This window comes from Pantoea sp. UBA6567 (assembly GCF_002434165.1).
GTDB classification, from domain to species: Bacteria; Pseudomonadota; Gammaproteobacteria; order Enterobacterales; family Enterobacteriaceae; genus Pantoea; species Pantoea eucrina.
Genome location: NZ_DJJN01000002.1, coordinates 163,748 through 181,445, shown reverse-complemented (window position 1 = coordinate 181,445; position 17,698 = coordinate 163,748). Strand labels below are relative to the sequence as shown.

17 protein-coding genes are annotated in these 17,698 nt (G+C 57.4%); 2 read left to right on the top strand and 15 right to left on the bottom strand.

The window, feature by feature from the left end; all coding sequences use genetic code 11:
• Window positions 1-196: 196 nt before the first annotated feature.
• The 12 genes from truD to cysJ all read right to left on the bottom strand — a co-directional run bounded on the left by truD (window position 197) and on the right by cysJ (window position 12,208).
• The gene (truD, locus tag B4M48_RS01160) at window positions 197-1,240 is read right to left on the bottom strand and encodes a tRNA pseudouridine(13) synthase TruD (RefSeq protein ID WP_071668537.1); all 1,044 of its coding nucleotides are present in this window, start codon (window positions 1,238-1,240) and stop codon (window positions 197-199) included.
• Window positions 1,237-1,716, bottom strand: coding sequence for a 2-C-methyl-D-erythritol 2,4-cyclodiphosphate synthase (ispF, locus tag B4M48_RS01155; RefSeq protein WP_039379851.1), 480 nt, complete (start codon window positions 1,714-1,716; stop codon window positions 1,237-1,239). The genes truD and ispF overlap by 4 nt, the downstream gene beginning before the upstream one ends.
• Window positions 1,716-2,432 (bottom strand): 2-C-methyl-D-erythritol 4-phosphate cytidylyltransferase, encoded by a 717-nt coding sequence (gene ispD, locus B4M48_RS01150; RefSeq protein ID WP_039385626.1) that lies wholly within the window; start codon window positions 2,430-2,432, stop codon window positions 1,716-1,718. Before ispD ends, ispF begins: the two co-directional genes overlap by 1 nt.
• Before the next feature lie 4 nt (window positions 2,433-2,436).
• Entirely contained in the window at window positions 2,437-2,754 is a 318-nt protein-coding gene (gene ftsB / locus B4M48_RS01145) for a cell division protein FtsB (protein WP_039379853.1), read from the bottom strand.
• A 169-nt stretch (window positions 2,755-2,923) separates the two neighbouring features.
• Entirely contained in the window at window positions 2,924-3,244 is a 321-nt protein-coding gene (locus B4M48_RS01140; RefSeq protein WP_071668538.1) for a DUF3561 family protein, read from the bottom strand.
• 58 nt (window positions 3,245-3,302) lie between these two features.
• Complete coding sequence (gene cysC, locus B4M48_RS01135) at window positions 3,303-3,908, bottom strand: adenylyl-sulfate kinase (RefSeq protein WP_039379858.1); 606 nt, start codon at window positions 3,906-3,908, stop codon at window positions 3,303-3,305.
• Entirely contained in the window at window positions 3,908-5,335 is a 1,428-nt protein-coding gene (gene cysN / locus B4M48_RS01130) for a sulfate adenylyltransferase subunit CysN (protein WP_039379860.1), read from the bottom strand. The genes cysC and cysN overlap by 1 nt, the downstream gene beginning before the upstream one ends.
• 10 nt (window positions 5,336-5,345) lie before the next feature.
• The gene (gene cysD / locus B4M48_RS01125; RefSeq protein ID WP_039379862.1) at window positions 5,346-6,254 is read right to left on the bottom strand and encodes a sulfate adenylyltransferase subunit CysD; all 909 of its coding nucleotides are present in this window, start codon (window positions 6,252-6,254) and stop codon (window positions 5,346-5,348) included.
• A gap of 9 nt (window positions 6,255-6,263) precedes the next feature.
• Window positions 6,264-7,679, bottom strand: a complete 1,416-nt coding sequence (gene cysG / locus B4M48_RS01120) for a siroheme synthase CysG (RefSeq protein WP_071668539.1) — start codon at window positions 7,677-7,679, stop codon at window positions 6,264-6,266.
• A 268-nt stretch (window positions 7,680-7,947) separates the two neighbouring features.
• A complete protein-coding gene (locus B4M48_RS01115; RefSeq protein WP_039379866.1) occupies window positions 7,948-8,682 on the bottom strand; it encodes a phosphoadenylyl-sulfate reductase in 735 nt (244 codons plus the stop codon).
• Window positions 8,679-10,403, bottom strand: coding sequence for an assimilatory sulfite reductase (NADPH) hemoprotein subunit (cysI, locus tag B4M48_RS01110; protein ID WP_039379868.1), 1,725 nt, complete (start codon window positions 10,401-10,403; stop codon window positions 8,679-8,681). The genes B4M48_RS01115 and cysI overlap by 4 nt, the downstream gene beginning before the upstream one ends.
• Window positions 10,403-12,208 (bottom strand): NADPH-dependent assimilatory sulfite reductase flavoprotein subunit, encoded by a 1,806-nt coding sequence (cysJ, locus tag B4M48_RS01105; protein WP_288655777.1) that lies wholly within the window; start codon window positions 12,206-12,208, stop codon window positions 10,403-10,405. The genes cysI and cysJ overlap by 1 nt, the downstream gene beginning before the upstream one ends.
• A gap of 293 nt (window positions 12,209-12,501) precedes the next feature.
• On the opposite strand from cysJ, the gene queD reads away from it, so the two are divergent.
• Together queD and B4M48_RS01095 are read left to right on the top strand one after the other, a co-directional pair.
• Window positions 12,502-12,864: a 6-carboxytetrahydropterin synthase QueD gene (gene queD / locus B4M48_RS01100; RefSeq protein ID WP_104085513.1), complete on the top strand. Its 363-nt coding sequence runs from the start codon at window positions 12,502-12,504 to the stop codon at window positions 12,862-12,864.
• A 249-nt stretch (window positions 12,865-13,113) separates the two neighbouring features.
• Window positions 13,114-13,713 (top strand): inorganic diphosphatase, encoded by a 600-nt coding sequence (locus B4M48_RS01095; RefSeq protein ID WP_039379874.1) that lies wholly within the window; start codon window positions 13,114-13,116, stop codon window positions 13,711-13,713.
• 145 nt (window positions 13,714-13,858) lie between these two features.
• Here B4M48_RS01095 and queE read toward each other — a convergent pair whose 3' ends face one another.
• From queE to pyrG, 3 genes are all read right to left on the bottom strand, one after another.
• A complete protein-coding gene (queE, locus tag B4M48_RS01090; protein WP_039379876.1) occupies window positions 13,859-14,530 on the bottom strand; it encodes a 7-carboxy-7-deazaguanine synthase QueE in 672 nt (223 codons plus the stop codon).
• A 148-nt stretch (window positions 14,531-14,678) separates the two neighbouring features.
• Window positions 14,679-15,977, bottom strand: coding sequence for a phosphopyruvate hydratase (eno, locus tag B4M48_RS01085; RefSeq protein ID WP_065648317.1), 1,299 nt, complete (start codon window positions 15,975-15,977; stop codon window positions 14,679-14,681).
• A 76-nt stretch (window positions 15,978-16,053) separates the two neighbouring features.
• On the bottom strand, window positions 16,054-17,691 hold the full coding sequence (gene pyrG / locus B4M48_RS01080) for a glutamine hydrolyzing CTP synthase (RefSeq protein ID WP_288655776.1): 1,638 nt from the start codon (window positions 17,689-17,691) through the stop codon (window positions 16,054-16,056).
• Window positions 17,692-17,698: the final 7 nt, after the last annotated feature.

Here is a 17,698-nt window from a genome sequence, read left to right as displayed (position 1 = left end):
GGTCCCCGCCAGCCGGTGACGGCTGTGCGAAAAATCGGGCGTAGTTACGCCAGCGGCCGGTGAGACAGGGATAGATGCATTCTAGCGATGAGGCGCGGGAAGTGGTAGACGTAAATCGTGACAGAGGCAGGGTTTGTCTCTGCAGTGGTCAGAACCCGGCCAGCGGCCGGGTGGATTAACGCGCCGGGCGTCAGCGCTACTCGTCGCCGAGCGGTGCCGCAGCGCCGTTGCTCAGCAGCTCGCGCACCAGGCTGGTGGCGAAGCTGCCGGCGGGCAGCCAGAACTGCAGGGCCAGCGTGGCGTCATCCTGCCACTGCCACTGCAGATTATCCGGCACCACCAGCATCGCGCGGCGGGCGGTATCAACCCGTTCACGCGTCAGCAGCGTCAGCAGTGCCGGCGACTGCGCCAGCTGCTGCTGCTCGAATGCGGCAACTTCTCCCTGCGTGCCCGCCTCACCGCGTCCCGCCAGCGGTGCCGTGATGCGCAGCTCATGCGCGGCCACGCGCTGCTGCAGCGCTGGCAGCTCATCGGCAGCGGCGACAAACCAGCTGCCGCGTCCGGCGAGCTGCAGCGCATCGCCTGCCTGCGCCAGCTGCAGTGAGCCGTCGCGCTGCAGACGCGCGCTGGTCACCTGATTAAACAGGTAGCTACGCGCGGCTGACAGCAGCAGGCCTTTCATATTCCGATCGCGCGGATGAAACTGCTCTTCTGCCCAGCGCTGCGCCTGCTGCAGGTTATTCCCGCCGCGGCCAAAGCGCTGCTCGCCAAAATAGTTGGGAACGCCCTGAGCCTGAATCTGCTGCAGGCGCGCGTCAACGTCGGCGCGATCAGACACGTCGCGGATCACCAGCCGAAAGGCATTTCCCGCCAGCGCGCCGGTACGCAGCTTACGCCTGTGCCGGATCACCTGCAGGATCTCAACCCCTTCAAGCTGAAAGCCGCTCATTACCGGCATTGCGTTACCCGGCAGGCGGAAACAGAGCGTCTGTTCAGTCACGGCGTGGCGATCTTTCATGCCGGCATAGCTCAGGTCGCGCGCCGGCACGCCCAGATATTTTGCCAGGGCTTCAGCAACAAAACGCGTGTTGCAGCCCGTTTTGCGGATGCGTACCAGCAGCTGCTCGCCGTCGCCGTCATAGGGATAACCGAGATCTTCGATCACCACAAAATCATCCGGACGCGCTTTAATTATGCCAGTGGCAGCAGGCACGCCGTGCAGATAGTGCAGCTCACTCATGCGTCAGCCTTTACCAGCAGAGCCACTGCCTCGCAGGCAATACCTTCACCGCGTCCGGTAAAGCCGAGCTTTTCGGTGGTGGTGGCCTTCACGTTAACCGCATCCATATGGCAGCCCAGATCTTCGGCGATATTGACGCGCATCTGCGGCACGTGCGGCAGCATTTTAGGCGCCTGCGCGATAATTGTGACGTCAACGTTGCCAATGGCGTAGCCTTTCGCCTGAATACGACGCCACGCTTCGCGCAGCAAGCCGCGGCTGTCAGCTCCTTTAAACGCCGGATCCGTATCCGGAAAAAGCTTGCCAATATCGCCCATCGCCACCGCGCCCAGCAGGGCATCGGTCAGCGCATGCAGCGCAACGTCGCCGTCGGAGTGGGCAATAAAACCGTGCTCAAACGGGATACGCACCCCGCCAATCACCAGTGGACCTTCACCGCCAAAAGCGTGAACGTCGAAGCCGTGACCGATACGCATTATGCGTTCTCCTGTCGTTGAATCTGAGTAAGGTAAAAGGCCGCCAGCGCCAGATCTTCCGGCCGCGTGACCTTGATGTTGTCGCTGCGCCCGCTAATCAGCTGCGGATGATAGCCGCAATACTCCAGCGCTGACGCCTCATCCGTGATCGTAGCGCCTTCGCTGAGCGCCCGGCTCAGGCAGGCAGTCAGCAGCCTATGCGGGAAAAACTGTGGCGTCAGCGCGTGCCAGAGATCGTCACGCTCCACCGTATGTGCCACCGCCGTTTTGCCCGGCTCAGCGCGCTTCATGGTATCGCGTACCGGTGCTGCCAGAATGGCGCCGGTTCTGCTGTACTCCCGCACGGCCAGCAGCCGTGCCAGGTCGTCAGCATGAAGGCACGGGCGCGCGGCGTCATGCACCAGCACCCATGCGCTCTCTCTGATGTGCTGTAACCCTGCCAGCACTGACTCGGCCCGGGTTGCGCCGCCGGTGACCCGCACCACGCGCGGATCGTGCGCCAGCGGCAGCGAATCGAACCAGCCGTCGTCAGCGCTGACGGCGACAATCACCTGCTGCACTGCGGCGTTAGCCAGCAGGCGCGCCACGCTGTGTTCCAGCAGCGTCATGGTACCAATAGTGAGATATTGCTTGGGAAACGCTGCCTGCATGCGACTGCCGACACCGGCAGCCGGCACGACGGCAATCACATCCGCAGCGTGAGAGTGGTGAGTCATGTTGTTATCGTTGCTGATTTTGCGCAGACTGCTGCGCATTTCGTTTGTTCTGGTCTGCCACCAGGCGATAGAAAGTCTCGCCGGGTTTAATCATGCCCAGCTCGCTGCGTGCGCGCTCCTCAATCGCCTCTGAACCGCCATTGAGATCGTCAATTTCGGCAAACAGCTGATCGTTTCGCGCTTTGAGTTTGGCGTTATTCGCCTGTTGTGACACCACGTCTTCGCTGACGCGTGTGTAATCATGGATACCGTTCTTGCCCAGCCACAGGGAATATTGCAACCATCCCAGTAGCGCGAGCAGCAGTAACGTCAGTTTTCCCATCCCCGCCCCCTGAAAAACGGCCCAATCATCCCATAACTTGAGCCCGGACTCCACTGCGGCAGCGAAAATGGCGCGTAAGCAGATTTATCCGGATTATTTATAGCAGGCGGATACGAAAAACAGCAGGCAAACTTTTGTAACCAGCGGATGCGTTTGCACATCTCTGTGCTTACCATCCGGACAGATAGGAGAACACCAGCCAGAAGAGGCAGATGACCAGCAGACCGGTCGCCAGGGCGCACCAGAAGAGGTGTCCACGCATCATCAGGCTCAGCACAATGCCGGCCAGCACCGATACCGGCAGCAGCGCGAGGAAAAAAGGCCAGGTATAGAGAAAAAAGAACAGCGTATTGGAGCCGTAGAGCAGAAAGGGAATGGCCAGCGCGCACCAGTAGGCAAAAAAGCCAATAACGCCGCCGGGTAACGAGGAGCGCGGCTCTTCGGGCAAGCTGTCGTCTTTGCGTGCGGGCATGGGAGTGACGTTCTGCATAGAGATCCTGTTGACGCTAAAATGCGGCAAACCCGGAGAAGGCGTTTGCCGCGTCGGTTCAGGATCTGATGATATCGCGGCGGCGCAGCAGGTCTAACAATTGGGCCGCGAGTTTTGTAACCAATTGTTCGCCATCCAGCGTGATATCAGCGGCTTCGGGCGCCTCATACGCGCTGTCAATACCGGTGAAATTACGCAGTTCACCGGCGCGCGCTTTTTTATATAATCCTTTCGGATCGCGCGCTTCACACACCGCCAGCGGTGTATCGACAAAGACCTCAATAAACTCACCTTCGCCCAGCAGATCGCGCACCATCTGCCGCTCAGCCCGGTGCGGCGAGATGAAGGCGGTGAGCACCACCAGTCCGGCATCGACCATCAGCCGGGCCACCTCACCCACGCGCCGGATATTCTCCCGGCGATCGTCATCGCTGAAGCCGAGATCGCGGCACAGACCGTGGCGCACGTTGTCACCGTCCAGCAGGTAAGTGCTGACGCCAAGCTGATGCAGCGCCTGCTCCAGCGCACCTGCCACGGTGGATTTACCCGAGCCGGAGAGCCCGGTAAACCACAGCACTACACCCTGATGACCATGCTGCTGCTCACGCGCCGCCCGGGTGACCGGATGGTCGTGCCACACCACGTTTTCATCATGCTGCGCCATTACGCACCGCCCAGCAGATCGCGCGCGTTCCAGTGCGGGAAGTGACGACGCACCAGCGCATTCAGCTCCAGCTCAAAGGCGCTAAAGTTACCCGCTGTAGCAGGTGCTGCGCTCTGCGGCTGGTTAATCATACCGGCGCCCACGGTGACGTTGCTCAGCCGGTCAATGAAGATCATGCCGCCAGTTACCGGGTTTTGCTGGTAAGGATCCAGCACCATCGGCTCATCAAAGGTGATTTCTACCAGTCCGATACCGTTCAGCGGCAGGCTGTCAACGGTGTGCGTTGCCAGGGTATTGATCTCCACCTGATGCAGGATTTTTTCCACCCGGCCGCGCGCTTTTTTGCCCGCAATTTTGATTTCATAGCTTTGACCCGGCTTCAGCGGCTGCTCCGCCATCCAGACCACGTCAACCGTAGCGCACTGTACCGCCTGCAGTTCAGCATCGGCAGCAACCAGCAGGTCGCCGCGGCTGATATCGATCTCATCGTTCAGCACCAGCGTAATCGCTTCACCCGCCGCAGCTTCCGGCAGATCACCATCAAAGGTCACGATACGTGCGATAGTCGACTCCACGCCAGAAGGCAGGACTTTTACCCGATCTCCCGGCCGTACGGTGCCTGACGCCAGCGTTCCGGCATAGCCGCGGAAATCGAGATTAGGACGGTTAACATACTGCACCGGGAAACGCATGGGCTGGTGATCGACAACGCGCTTCAGCTCAACCGTTTCCAGTACGTCCAGCAACGTCGGACCGCTGTACCACGGCATAGTCGTGCTCGGGGTAGCGACATTGTCCCCTTCCAGCGCGGACATCGGTACAAAACGAATATCCAGATCGCCCGGCAGCTGGGCCGCGAAGTCGAGGTAATCCTGTTTGATCTGCTCAAATGTCTCCTGGCGATACTCCACCAGATCCATTTTGTTGATCGCCACTACCAGATGTTTGATGCCCAGCAGCGTTGAGATAAAGCTGTGGCGCCGGGTCTGATCCAGCACGCCTTTGCGCGCGTCGATCAGCAGAATAGCCAGATCGCAGGTTGAGGCGCCGGTGGCCATATTGCGGGTGTACTGCTCGTGCCCCGGGGTATCCGCGATAATAAACTTGCGTTTTTCCGTCGAGAAGTAGCGATAGGCGACATCGATAGTGATGCCCTGCTCGCGCTCCGCCTGCAGGCCATCCACCAGCAGCGCCAGATCGAGTTTTTCACCCTGGGTACCATGACGTTTGCTGTCGTTATGCAGAGAGGAGAGCTGATCTTCATAAATCTGTCGCGTATCGTGCAGCAGGCGGCCAATCAGGGTGCTCTTGCCGTCATCTACGCTGCCGCAGGTCAGGAAACGCAGCAGGCTCTTATGTTGTTGCGCCGTCAGCCAGGCTTCTACGCCACCCTGCTCGGCAATCTGTTGTGCAATAACGGTATTCATCTGCGTCTCCTTAGAAATAACCCTGGCGTTTTTTCAGTTCCATCGATCCCGCCTGGTCGCGGTCAATCATGCGTCCCTGGCGTTCGCTGGTGGTGGAGACCAGCATCTCTTCGATAATCTCCGGCAGCGTCTGCGCTTCAGACTCTACGGCGCCGGTCAGCGGCCAGCAGCCCAGCGTACGGAAACGCACCATGCGCTCGGTGATCTCTTCACCTGGCTGCAGGTTGATACGATCGTCATCGATCATCATCAGCATGCCGTCGCGCTCCAGTACCGGGCGCGGCGCGGCCAGGTAGAGCGGTACGATTTCGATGTTTTCCAGGAAGATGTATTGCCAGATATCGAGTTCGGTCCAGTTAGAGAGCGGAAATACGCGAATGCTTTCGCCCTTGTTGATCTGGCCGTTGTAGTTATGCCACAGCTCAGGACGCTGATTTTTGGGATCCCAGCGATGAAAGCGATCGCGGAAAGAGTAGATGCGCTCTTTCGCGCGCGATTTCTCTTCATCACGGCGCGCGCCACCAAAGGCGGCATCAAAACCGTATTTGTTGAGCGCCTGCTTCAGCCCTTCCGTCTTCATAATATCGGTATGTTTGGCGCTGCCGTGAACAAACGGGTTGATCCCCATTGCCACGCCTTCCGGATTACGGTGCACCAGCAGCTCGGCACCCATGTTTTTCACCGTACGGTCGCGAAACTCATACATTTCGCGGAATTTCCAGCCGGTATCCACGTGCAGCAGAGGAAACGGCAGGGTTCCCGGGAAGAATGCTTTACGCGCCAGATGAAGCATTACCGAGGAGTCTTTGCCGATGGAGTACATCATCACCGGATTGCTGAACTCGGCCGCCACCTCGCGGATGATATGGATACTCTCTGCTTCCAGCTGACGCAGATGAGTAAGACGATTTTGGTCCATAGTTTTTCCTCAAGCCAAATTGACAACGGCGGACTCGCGAGCCCCCTGCTGTGCAGAATGTTGAAACCAGGCTAATTGCCCGTGCAAGTTCACCACTTCGCCAATCACTAACAGCGCAGGCGTCGGCGCGGCGGCTGCCAGCACCTCAAGTTGATTCAGGGTTCCGGTCAGCACCTGCTGATCCTGACGCGTGCCGCGGCCAATCACCGCCACGGGCGTCAGCGGATCGCGGCCGTGGTCAATCAGACCGGCGGCAATTTCCGCTGCTTTTACGGTGCCCATATAGATAGCCAGCGTCTGGCGCGCACGCGCGAGGGATGGCCAGTCGATGCCATCGCCGTCAGCGCGGCAGTGGCCGGTAATAAACATCACGCTCTGCGCATAATCGCGGTGCGTCAGCGGAATACCGGCATAGGCGGTCGCGCCTGCGGCGGCAGTAATACCCGGCACCACCTGGAACGGAATGCCTGCCGCTTTCGCCGCCTGCAGCTCTTCGCCGCCGCGGCCAAAGATAAAGGGATCGCCGCCTTTCAGACGCACGACGCGCTTGCCCTGCAGCGCCAGTGATACCAGCAGCTGGTTCGTCTCTTCCTGCGGCACCGAATGGGCGCCGGCGCGTTTTCCGACGCAGATGCGATCGGCATCGCGCCGCACCAGATCCAGCACCTCATCGCTGACCAGATGGTCATACAGCACCACATCAGCCAGCTGCATCACCTGCAGACCGCGCAGCGTCAGCAGACCGCTGTCGCCAGGACCCGCGCCGACCAGCGCAATTTCGCCCTGGTTATCGCTGATATGTTCCAGTTCGCGATCGAGCGTCTGGCGCGCGGCGCTGACGTTACCGGCCGCCATCTGGCTGGCAAACAGGCCATTAAAGGCGCGCTCCCAGAAGCGGCGGCGATCGGACATTTTGCGATAGCGCTGTTTGACTTTGTCGCGCCACTCTCCTGCCAGCGCGGCCATCTGACCCAGGTTTGCCGGCAGCAGCGCTTCGATTTTCTCCCGCAGCAGCCGCGCCAGTACCGGGGCGGTGCCGCTGGATGAGATCGCCACCACCAGCGGTGAGCGGTCAACAATAGAAGGGAAGATAAAGCTGCATTTAGGCTGGTCATCCACCACGTTAACCAGCTTGTGCCGCGCGTTGGCGGCGTCAAACACCTGTGAATTAAGTGCGTTATCGTCGGTGGCAGCAATAACCAGAAATACGCCGTCGAGCTGAGCCGGCTCAAAACTGCGGGCTATCCACTCTACGGCCTGTTCTGCCTCCAGCGCCTGCAGTTCATGCCCCAGCTCGCGGGCGGCCACCAGGATGCGCGCGCCAGCCCGGCGCAGCAGTTCAATTTTACGGGCAGCGATTTCACCACCGCCGACAACCAGCACCGGACGCTGTCTGAGATCGGCAAAGAGGGGCAGATAATCCACGATAACCTTGCTAGTTTTACAATAAGTTATCGCGACTATACGTCGCGCTATTCCGCCAGATGAAATTACGATTTCGCATGAGTAGTTACCAAATGGAATATAGCGCTGGCAAAGCTGATGCGTTTTTCTGCTTAAGAATTGATTTTATAACGCTTTTTTCAGGCAGCACGATTTCGGCTGCGGCCAGCCGGGCATGACTTTAGGAATTAACAGAGGTGCGTGAGAGGGAAACAAAAAACAGGGCGAAAATTCGCCCTGTGGATGGTGGTTAGCCTTCGTGCAAACCGCACTCGCGCTTGAGGCCGAAGAAGCGCGTCTCTTCTTCTGCCATGCCCGGTTCCCATTTTCGCGTGGTATGGGTATCACCCACCGAAAGGTAGCCCTCATCCCACAGCGGGTGGTAGCTCAGGCCGTGCTGTTTCAGGTACTGATGCACCTGCCGGTTATCCCAGTCGATAATGGGCAGGATCTTAAAGACACCGCGCTGTACCGCCAGCACCGGCAGGCTGGCACGGCTGCCTGACTGATCGCGCCGCAGTCCGGCAAACCAGGTCTGTGCGCCCAGCGTGCTCAGCGCCCGGTTCATCGGTTCCACTTTATTGAGCTGGTTATACTGCTCAATGCCGTCCACGCCCTGCTCCCATAGTTTGCCGTAGCGCGCTTCCTGCCATGCGGGCGAGGTTTCCGCACGGAAAATCTGCAGGTTAAGGTTAAGCTTTGCCGTTAACTCATCGATAAAGCGATAGGTTTCCGGGAACAGGTAACCGGTGTCGGTGAGGATCACCGGAATATCCGGCCGCTGCTGCGTCACCATATGCAGCAGCACCGCCGCCTGGATCCCAAAACTGGATGAGAGCACAAAGGCCCCCGGCAGCTGTTCCAGCGCCCAGCTGACGCGCGCTTCAGCAGAGAGTTTCTCCAGCTGCACGTTGCTTTCAGCCAGCGCCATAATTCGGTCAACTTTGCTGCCGCTGTTGAGTACGGCGAGATCGGGCAGGGTCATACAGCCTCCGCGTCCCAGAAGTCACGAGCCGGATCCGTCACCGCTTTAACGATACCGGTGCGGATCGTGAAGTCACCAAAACCTTCACCGGCCTCGCGCTCGTTTGCCCAGCGCGCCACCAGTTCATCAATCGTGGCCAGAATTTCGCTCTCAGTGATATTTTCGCGGTACATACGCGGAATGCGCGTACCCACGCGGTTCCCGCCGAGATGCAGGTTGTAGCGACCCGGCGCTTTGCCAACCAGCCCCAGCTCCGCCAGCAGCGCACGACCGCAGCCGTTCGGGCAGCCGGTTACGCGCAGAACGATATGCTCTTCGCCCACGCCGTGACGATGCATGATCTCTTCGACTTTGGTAACAAATGATGGCAGGAAACGCTCCGCTTCTGCCATCGCCAGCGGACAGGTCGGAAACGCTACGCAGGCCATCGAGTTTTCACGCTGCGGCGTTACGCTTTCCATCAGGCCGTGCTCGCGGGCGATCGCTTCAATCTGCGCTTTCTGCGCCTCCGGCACGCCAGCCACAATCAGGTTCTGGTTGGCGGTGAGGCGGAAATCACCCTGGTGTACTCTGGCGATTTCAGCGATGCCGCTTTTCAGCGGACGGCCCGGGTAATCAAGCAGGCGACCATTTTCGATAAACAGCGTCAGATGCCACTTGTTGTCGATACCTTTAACCCAGCCGATACGATCGCCGCGGGTGGTGAATTCATACGGACGCGCCGGCGCGAAAGTCAGACCGGCACGCTTTTCCACTTCCGCTTTAAACGTCTCAACGCCCACGCGCTCAAGGGTATATTTAGTTTTAGCGTTTTTGCGATCGGTGCGATTACCCCAGTCGCGCTGCGTGGTCACTACCGCGGCGGCCACATCGAGGATCTTCTCCACCGGCAGGAAACCGAACTCACTGGCGGTACGGGCGTAGGTCGCTTTATTGCCATGCTCAATAGAGAGGCCTCCCCCTACCAGCACATTGAAACCTATCAGCTTGCCGTGCTCTGCAATCGCAATGAAGTTGAGATCGTTAGCATGCAGATCGACATCATTGTGCGGCGGCACCACCACGGTGGTTTTAAACTTACGCGGCAGATAGGTTTCGCCAAGAATCGGCTCTTTATCTGTGGTCGCAACTTTTTCCTTATCCCACCAGATCTCCGCATAAGCGCGGGTCTGCGGCAGCAGGTGCTCAGAGAGCTTTTTCGCCCACTCATAAGCTTCCTGATGCAGCTCAGACTCAACCGGATTTGAGGTGCAGAGTACGTTGCGGTTAACGTCATTGGCGGTCGCCAGCGCATCGAGTCCCACTTCATGCAGCATCTGATGCGTGGGTTTCACATTCTTTTTCAGAATACCGTGAAACTGAAACGTCTGCCGGTTCGTCAGGCGGATGCTGCCATAAAGCGTTTTTTCAGCCGCAAACTTATCAATCGCCAGCCACTGCGTCGGCGTAATAATGCCGCCCGGCAGACGGCAGCGCAGCATCATGGCGTGACGCGGCTCCAGCTTCTGCTCAGCTCGCTCGGCGCGAATATCGCGATCGTCCTGCTGATACATGCCGTGAAAGCGGATCAGCAGGAAGTTATCGCCGGTGAACCCACCGGTCAGGCCATCGTCGAGATCGTCTAAGATGGTGCCACGCAGATAGTTGCTCTCTTTTTTCAGACGCTCGGCGTCAGAAAGTTTACCTTCAACCACCAGCGGTCCAGGGTGTTTTTCGCTCATTAGTAAACGTCTCGCTGATAACGGCGCTCAATGCGCAGCTCACTCAAAAATTCATCAGCCGTTTCACGATCCATGCCGCCGTGTTCGACCACCACATCCAGTAATGCCTGCTCCACATCTTTCGCCATGCGATTCGCATCGCCACAAACGTAAAGGTGAGCGCCCTCTTCGATCCAGCGCCAGACCTCTGCGCCTTTCGCCCGGATTTTATCCTGTACATAGACTTTCTCAGCCTGATCGCGTGACCAGGCGAGATCGATATTCGTCAGCAGCCCCTGCTTAACATACTTCTGCCACTCTACCTGATAGAGAAAATCTTCGGTGAAGTGCGGGTTGCCGAAAAACAGCCAGTTTTTACCGCCGGCACCGTCATTATCACGCTGCTGCATAAACGCGCGGAACGGCGCAATACCGGTGCCCGGACCAATCATAATTACCGGTGCATCCGGATTGGCCGGCAGGCGGAAGTTATCATTGTGCTCGATAAAGACGCGAATGGCGCCCTCTTCTTCCAGACGGTCGGCAAGCCAGGTGGAGGCACCACCGCCGCGCTGACGGCCATCGATTTCATAGCGCACCGCACCCACCGTAATATGCACCTCGTTTTCGCTCTCCGCCTGGGAGGAGGCGATAGAGTAAAGACGCGGCGTCAGCGGGCGCAGTAAGCCCGTCAGCTGCTCGGCATTCAGTTCAGTGGGCGCCTGGCGCACCATATCCACAATCGGGAAGCTCTGGGCATAGCTCTGCAGCTTCTGCTTATCTTCTGCCAGCGCCAGCAGCGCCTCATTGCGCGACAGCGCGGCGTAGCGCTCCACTATCTGCGGCGTGTTGACCGTGAGTTCAAACTGCGTCTGCAGCGCTTCAGCCAGCGGCAGCGTTTTGCCCTGCACCGTCACCTGCTCATCGCCTTTCAGCCACACCAGCTGCAGCAGCTCCTCTACCAGCTCTGCATCATTCTCATACCAGACGCCCAGCGCGTCACCCGGCTGGTAACGCAGGCCGGAATCACCGAGATCGATCTCAATATGGCGCACATCTTTATCAGAGAGGCGGCCGGTGATTTTCTGATTCAGCGCAAAGCTGGCGGTAAGCGGCAGCTCTTTCGTATAAGGACTGCTGTCAACCAGGTTGACGCTGCCGGCGCTGCTGGCCGCAATCTGCGCCGCAGGGGCGACCGGCACGCGCGCCTTCAGCAGATCGGTCAGCTGCAGGCGCCAGGCGCTGGCCAGCTCGCTATATTCAACGTCCGCATCGACACGATCCAGCAGGCGCTCTGCGCCCAGCTCGGCCAGACGGCTATCGAAATCTTTGCCCGCCTGGCTGAAAAATTCGTAAGAGGTGTCGCCAAGACCAAACACGGCAAACGCCGCGCCATCCATTTTCGGTGCCTTCTTCGACAGCAGGAATTTATGCAGCGCCACCGCCTCTTCCGGTGGTTCGCCTTCGCCCTGGGTCGAGGTGACGATAACCAGCAGCTTTTCCTGGCCGATCTGCTTGAACTTATAGTCGCCGGCGTTAACCAGATTCACGTTCAGTTTCGCTGCCAGCAGATCATCACGCAGCTGTTCTGCCAGGCGACGCGCGTTGCCGGTTTGCGAGGCTGAAATCAGCGTGACACCCGAGGTTTCCGCTGGCGGAGCAGCAGGTGTCGCCACCGCGCCAGGCGTCTGGTTGACCATGCCCCAGAAGTAGCCCGAAAGCCAGGCAAGCTGAGTCGTATTAAATTCCGTGGTCGCCGCCTGTAAGCGCGCAAGTTGCTCCGGAGAGAGCGGCAGCATGGAGCCTGGGGGTGCCTGAGTCGTCATCGCGTTAAAAATTCCAGTGTCAGAAGTCCGGACCGAGAAGCGGTGGAAGAGGAGGTAGGTTACCGAGCTGTATATTAACGATTAAATAAGGGTTCGACATAATAAATAACCAAAACGACTAAGCGGTTTTTCGGGTATCGCTAACCGCCAAAAGTGGTAAATCATCCCTTTGTAAAATATGGGTTTTATCTTCAACCGCGTTACCGGATCGCGTTAAATGCGCTTTTACACCCCCACGGGTGCGAAAAATCTGCTTTTCAGGTAGACTTCAGCGGTTTTTCCGTCTGAGAGTCATTATGTCTACCACGCTGTTTAAAGAGTTCCAGTTTGAAGCGGCTCACCGCTTACCTCACGTGCCTGAAGGGCACAAATGCGGTCGTCTGCACGGCCACTCCTTTCTGGTGCGACTGGAAATAACCGGTGAAGTGGATGCGTATACCGGCTGGGTCATGGATTTTGCTGAACTGAAAGCGATTTTCAGTCCGCTTTATGAGCGGCTGGATCATCACTACCTGAACGATATTCCGGGTCTGGAGAATCCCACCAGTGAAGTGCTGGCGAAGTGGATCTGGGATGAGCTTAAGCCGGTGCTGCCGGTGCTGAGCGCGGTCATGATCAAAGAGACCTGTACGGCAGGCTGCGTTTACCGCGGCTGACCAGAGCGGCCTCTTCCACGCTGCAGGTGCGCTGGCTGCCCTTCTCCACCCCCGGTTGCTTACTCATGTAAGCGCCTGAGGATGAACGCGGTTGCCGCCTTCCTGCAACGTGGAACCACAGGTGCCGGTCTCTGAACCGCTGTGATACCTGTATTAATCTTCGAACAGCCGATTACTGCTGATTCATCTCTTTGTAACGATCCCCCTCTACGTTGTTGTCTCCTCTGTCAAAGATCAAGAGAATCAACAATGAACCTTGTGAAACACCTTTCTCTGCTTGCTGTTTTTATCTCTGCCTCTGCTGCCGTTCAGGCGCAAAACGTACTTGATTTTCCCCAGCCGGAGAGTATGCCGGCGGAGTTTTATGCGGTGACAGAAATTCCGGCAGGCGGGACGATCAAATATGAAACCGATGCTAAAACCGGGTTTATCGTGGCTGACCGTTTTCAGTCTATGCCGGTCGCCTATCCCGCCAACTACGGTTCGCTGACTCAGTCACTGAGTGGCGATAACGATCCGCTGGATGTGATTTTTTACGCCCGGGCGCCGTTACAGCCCGGCACCCTGATTAAGCTGCGCGCGATTGGCGTGCTAAAGATGATTGATGGCGGTGAGGTGGATGACAAGATTGTCGCCGTGCCCGCCAGCAAAATTGATCCAACCTATGATGATATTAAAGAGATAAGCGATCTGCCGCGAATCGAGCAGCAGCGGCTGGAAGCCTTTTTCCGGGTGTATAAACAGTTACCGGATGGCCGTAAGAAGGTCGAGCTCAACGGTTTTGAAGATGCCGCTAAGGCCAGAGCAGAGATTAAGCAGGCATTCGACGCATATAAAGCGAAGCAGTAGCTGACCCGGGCGCGCCCCTACCGGTATGTGCGTAGGGGACGCATTAATGCGTCCCTGGCCGATGTGCGATTTCTATCCGGGCGCCATAAATGGCGCCCCTGTGGATATGTGCGTAGGGGGCGCATTGATGCGCCCCTGCTGTGAATCAGGCGATATTCAGATACTTGTGCGTCTGCATAGAGAGCCGCCAGTTACGGGCGATGCAGGTTTCAATACAGAGCCGGGTTGCGGCATCGCCGCGGCTGATCGGCTGCAGCGCCACAATACGCGGTTTATCGTCATGCAGCTCCGCCAGCAGCTCATCGAGCGCCTCAACGTCACGCTCGCGCGCCACCGGATGCTTGATCTCATCCGCGCGCGTCAGCGCCTGCAGCAGCACATCGTAGCCTCCGCGCATATTCACCTTAGGTGAGACTGTAACCCAGGTTGCCGCAGAGCAGTGCACCTCATGAGTGCCGCTGGTCTCGATCTGACACTGGAACCCGTGCGCTTCCAGACCCTCTGTTAGCGGACGCAGGTCAAAAATTGCCGGTTCGCCGCCGGTGATCACTACGTGGCGCGCGCTCCAGCCCTGCCGGGCGATGGTCTCAATCAGCGTGGCGGCGTCTGCACTTCCCCAGGCATCGCTCTCCACGGTTTTTACCAGAATATCACCCAGTGAGGTCTCCCGATCCGCGCGCTTCTCCCAGGTATGTTTGGTATCACACCAGCTGCATCCCACCGGACATCCCTGTAAGCGGATAAAGATGGCCGGCACGCCGGTATAAAACCCTTCGCCCTGCAGCGTCTGGAACATTTCGTTAATCGGGTAGAACATTTTTCACTCACGTCTCTCATTCGGGGCGCAGATTATGGCAGATTTTTACTGCGGCTTCACAGCCGCTTTGTGCCCTGAAAAACAAAAAGCCCCGCACTGGGCGGGGCTTCAGGCAAACCGTGCTGCACAGAGCAGCACCGGCGGGCGATTACGCCTGGCCTTTCACTTCTTTCAGACCGTTGAACGGCGCTTTCTCACCCAGCGCTTCTTCGATACGGATCAGCTGGTTGTATTTAGCTACGCGGTCAGAACGGCTCATAGAACCGGTTTTGATCTGGCCAGCTGCAGTACCTACCGCCAGGTCAGCGATAGTTGCATCTTCTGTCTCGCCTGAACGGTGAGAAATAACGGCCGTGTAGCCCGCATCTTTCGCCATCTTGATTGCAGCCAGCGTTTCGGTCAGAGAGCCGATCTGGTTGAATTTGATCAGGATAGAGTTCGCGATGCCTTTATCAATACCTTCCTTCAGGATTTTGGTATTGGTGACAAACAGATCGTCGCCCACCAGCTGGATTTTGTCGCCCAGCACTTTGGTCTGGTAAGCAAAGCCGTTCCAGTCAGACTCATCCAGACCATCTTCAATAGAGACGATTGGGTACTGTTTGGTCAGATCTTCCAGGAAGTGAGTGAACTCTTCGGAAGAGAACGCTTTGTTGCCTTCGCCAGCCAGAACATATTTGCCATCTTTATAGAATTCAGATGCGGCACAGTCCATCGCCAGGGTGATATCTTTACCCAGCTCATAGCCCGCTGCTTTTACCGCTTCAGCGATAACTGCCAGCGCTTCAGCGTTAGAGCCGAGGTTTGGCGCATAGCCACCTTCATCACCGACTGCAGTGCTCATGCCTTTGGCTTTCAGAACTTTAGCCAGGTTGTGGAATACTTCAGAACCCATACGGATGGCTTCTTTGATATTTTTCGCGCCCACAGGCTGGATCATGAACTCCTGGATATCTACGTTGTTATCCGCGTGCTCACCGCCGTTGATGATGTTCATCATTGGCAGTGGCATAGAGTATTTGCCTGGGGTGCCATTCAGCTCAGCAATGTGTGCGTAGAGCGGCAGGCCTTTTGATGCTGCAGCAGCTTTCGCTGCGGCCAGAGAAACAGCCAGAATGGCGTTTGCACCGAAGTTGGATTTGTTATCAGTACCGTCCAGCTCGATCATGATCTTATCGATGTTCGCCTGGTCTTTGGCATCTTTGCCTTTTACCGCGTCAGCGATTGGGCCGTTAACCGCAGCAACCGCTTTGGTTACGCCTTTGCCCAGGAAGCGAGACTTATCACCGTCGCGCAGCTCCAGTGCTTCACGTGAACCGGTAGAAGCGCCTGATGGAGCCGCCGCCAGACCAACGAAACCGCCTTCCAGATGCACTTCTGCTTCTACAGTCGGGTTGCCACGGGAGTCGATGATTTCGCGACCAATGACTTTAACGATTTTGGACATTCGATTTTCCTCAGTACAAGTTAGTCAATCCTAAGACAAACAACGCGCGAAAAGTTCGCGCGTTGTTCGTAAACTCTTACTTCGCTAAACGCTTCTGGTGCTCCTGCGCGGCTTTCACAAAGCCGGCAAACAGCGGATGACCATCACGCGGTGTCGATGTGAACTCCGGATGGAACTGGCAGGCCACAAACCACGGATGGTTCGGGATTTCAATAATCTCAACCAGTTGATCGTCGCCGGAACGGCCCGCAACATGCAGACCCGCCGCTTCAATCGGCTTCAGCAGCAGATTGTTGACTTCATAACGGTGACGGTGGCGCTCGGTAATCACATCAGAACCGTAGAGCTGGCGCACTTTACTTTCCGGCGTCAGCTGACACTGCTGGCTACCCAGACGCATGGTGCCGCCCAGATCGCTCTGCTCAGTACGCTGCTCAACGTTGCCATGCTCATCACGCCATTCAGTGATCAGCGCGACAACCGGGTATTTACAGTCTGGCACAAATTCGGTGGAGTTGGCGCCTTCCATCCCGGCCACATTGCGCGCGAACTCCATCAGCGCAATCTGCATGCCGAGGCAGATGCCAAGGTACGGGATGTTATTTTCACGCGCGTACTGCGCCGTCATCAGCTTGCCTTCCACGCCGCGGTAGCCGAAACCGCCGGGGATAAGAATTGCATCGAGATCTTTGAGGATCTCCACGCCGCGCGTCTCGACATCCTGCGAATCGATCAGCTTGATGTTGACGGTTACGCGGTTTTTCAGACCACCGTGCTTAAGGGCTTCAATCACTGACTTGTAGGCGTCCGGCAGCTCAACATACTTGCCGACCATACCGATAGTCACTTCCCCGCCCGGATTCGCTTCTTCATAGATAACCTGCTCCCACTCGGCAAGGTTAGCTTCCGGCGCGTTCAGACTGAAACGCTTACAGATATAGTCATCCAGACCCTGCGACTTCAGCAGGCCCGGGATTTTGTAGATGGAATCGACATCTTTCAGCGAGATAACCGCTTTTTCCGGCACGTTGCAGAACAGCGCGATTTTCGCCCGCTCGTTAGCAGGTACCGCGCGATCGGAGCGGCAGATCAGCACATCTGGCTGAATACCAATCGACAGCAGCTCTTTAACCGAGTGCTGAGTAGGCTTGGTTTTCACTTCACCCGCTGCCGCCATATATGGCACCAGCGTCAGATGCATATACATGGTGTGTTCACGGCCCACGTCTACCGCCATCTGGCGAATCGCTTCCAGGAACGGCAGGGATTCAATATCGCCTACGGTGCCACCAATCTCAACCAGCACGACATCATGACCTTCGCCACCTTCGATGATGCGCTCTTTGATGGCATTAGTAATGTGGGGGATCACCTGGATCGTGGCGCCCAGATAGTCGCCGCGACGCTCTTTGCGCAGCACTTCTGAGTAGATACGACCGGTCGTAAAGTTGTTACGACGCGACATCTTGGTACGAATGAAGCGCTCGTAGTGACCTAAATCCAGATCGGTTTCGGCCCCGTCATCGGTGACAAACACTTCACCATGCTGCGTCGGGCTCATGGTACCCGGATCAACGTTGATATACGGATCGAGTTTCATGATGGTCACATTCAGACCACGTGCTTCGAGGATAGCTGCGAGGGAGGCTGCGGCAATGCCTTTGCCCAGAGAGGAAACGACCCCGCCGGTCACAAAAATATAATTCGTTGTCATGCTGAAC